The organism is Marseilla massiliensis (assembly GCF_023336985.1).
Classification (GTDB): domain Bacteria; phylum Bacteroidota; class Bacteroidia; order Bacteroidales; family Bacteroidaceae; genus Prevotella; species Prevotella intestinigallinarum.
Genome location: NZ_JAMBLP010000051.1, coordinates 1 through 2,642, shown reverse-complemented (window position 1 = coordinate 2,642; position 2,642 = coordinate 1). Strand labels below are relative to the sequence as shown.

Sequence of the window (2,642 nt, the reverse complement as noted above, 5' to 3'; positions counted from 1 at the left end):
ACCTAATGATATCTTTGTCTATCTCATCATACTGAACATAGGTATTATATTGTTTGACAACAGAATCTAGTTCAGGGAATAATATTCGGCATTTATTTAACCAACTATCTTCAATATTAGGGTAGTTCAATTTTAATGCAGGATAGCCATATTTGTTGAAAAGATGTACTTCGTAAAATTCTTTTAGCGTTTGCTCAAGAGACATGTTTAATTGAGCTAATACTTTGTTGTACCCACATATTTGATATAATGCCAAGTCGTTCTTTTGATGGAAATAGCTGTAATCTGGATAGGCATTTTTACTTTTATCCATAAAAGCAATCTCTAGTCCATCTATTTCGCTACTTTTATTGATGAGTTCCAATAGTCCGTGACGATTTATCCAATAGAATAAGGTTTTGCAATTCTCCACCAGATCTATAGAATTGCAGGAACGAATATACTTTATGCTGTATAAATAAGTAGGATAACCTCCTTCGACTCTATAGTCTGTTGGTGTTATATTGTTTTCATTAGAAAATGCGACAGCTAATTTATGCGAAATTTTAACAGTACGACTGTCGGACATAAACTCATCGTTTAACTTTTGAGCTAGACGTTCTGCTTTTACTTTCGTTTGGGGATCTAATACTAGTCCATTTTTGTCATCCTTATTCTGACAAATTAGACGGACATAATTTAAATTAGGATCCTTGCTATCTAAATATGAGTTTATTATTCTAACCTTGTCGTCCATTGATAGATTTGAAGGAAGGTGAATTTTTCTATCAGTTTTATTGTCATGTTTGGCGATATAATGATTTATGAGAATCTGAGCCGTATTACTGTCTTCAATCATTATCTGCCTTAGTTCTATTTTGAATTTTTCCACGACATTCCTGCAATGAAGTATTTCTGTCAAGTCATTTTGTTTGCCTTTTGCTGTATTTTTTACAAAATTATTATCTATAACATTAAATAATTTGAATTGGTCAATAATATCCCAAAATGCTTGTCTGTAATCCCAAGCTAATGCATCATAGCAGTTCTCCAAAGAGTTTCTATTTAGCTTGGCAAAGTGTTTTGCAATAATATCATTATAATCTTTTATATCTTCTTTGATTTGATTAAAAATGACGTCTGACCAGCATTTCAATCGACAATCATTATCTATGAGTTTCTTGATGTGGAATAACTCTATCACGTCTGTTAACGTAGAAGCTGGCTCAGATTTATACTTTGCAATTGCTTTTTCTGCAAGTTCAAGATTATAACCGATGCTTAAATCATTCGGAGAATAAAAACATACTCGATTTTCCATCATAAATAAAAAAAGTGGTATTGAAATGAATGAAAATGCGTTTTTACAATCACATGTCCATGCCCAGGCTTATCTTCGTGCCTAAAAGCCGACACAGATTTAAGCCATGACTTTACTTTCTTACGCTCCAGCATTTCCTTGAAATCGTAAGATGAGCATTCCGCTATCAATGTGTTGTTATGAATTTGCATCGTTTTCTTTTTGTTGTTTGGGGATAAAGCCCAAGTTTCTATTATTAGTTGTCGTTGTTTACCGATACTTACTTCACTTCCTCAAATATAAACAATGTTGATTATCAAATGATTACATATGCACGTGAACGATATAAAGATGTTATAAGGGCTATAGAGCCAAACAATAATAAAAATCCATAAATATACTACTTACGTTTTTTGCCAAGAACTTTTTCTTCCAACATTGACAGATGTTCAATTATGTTTTCGTCTATCTCGATTGAGTAGTTACCCGTTGTGTTCCGGAGAGTCTTTCGTATAGTTTCTTTTTCGGTGTTCTTGAACCAAGAGTGGAACAGGTTAAGCACAAACAGAGCCAGCTTTTCTGAATCAATCTTGTACTGATAACCTATGTTCCAGGCAAAGTTTTTGAGATCTGCCTGCTTCAGTTTGTTCTTTCCTATCGTGACAGCTACACAATTCACGACACCTTCATATTCTATTAGTAATTTGACGGCTTCTTCTATCTGGTAAAGTTCCTCATCGCTGAAACCATGAGGAAGGAGAACAAGACGCGTATATCTCAGGACTTTTTCAAGTTTCTCATTGTCTTTCTTTGTTTTCGCTTCTGCGAGTTGGATACGGTCTATATGTAGTTGTTTCATGAAAGGGGCCAAATTACTCTGTGCCGTTTTTAGTGCCTGGTCAAGTTTCGGCATAATACTTGACTGCAAATCATCCTTGCAAGTATTGTCTTCTGAATGTTCTTTTGGTGAGGTATGAGCAGGTGGAGCAACATTGTATTGAGGATTTGATATTATCTGAGCTTTATTCAGTTTCTTCTGAATATCCTCCAGATGTTTGAGAATAAAACTGTCCATATTCTCACGGTCAGCCTGATTATTCAACTCCCTTCTGTTACTCTTGAAATAAGTATAAAGACATTGCTTAATTCCATGAATCAACAACACGAATACTGCATATTCGCCGATAAAAATGGGTATGGTAGCAAGAAAACAAAGTAACACATTGTCTTCGCCTATAAGCCTCTGGGCTATCATATAGGCACTGACTACATAGGTAATGATGATCAATCCTAAGAATGACATGCCTATATAGCGATGTATTCCTTTTGTGGATAGCATCGGGAAGAAATCTATCTCCATAAT

At 34.6% G+C, this 2,642-nt stretch carries 2 protein-coding genes; both read right to left on the bottom strand.

Going from position 1 to position 2,642, the window contains the following annotated elements; genetic code table 11:
- Positions 1-1,303, bottom strand: a 1,303-nt coding sequence (locus tag M3089_RS15650) for a hypothetical protein (RefSeq protein WP_249085239.1), incomplete at its 3' end; no start/stop codon positions are given.
- A gap of 376 nt (positions 1,304-1,679) precedes the next feature.
- Positions 1,680-2,642: hypothetical protein (locus tag M3089_RS15640; RefSeq protein WP_249085237.1), on the bottom strand; the 963-nt coding region annotated here is incomplete at its 5' end.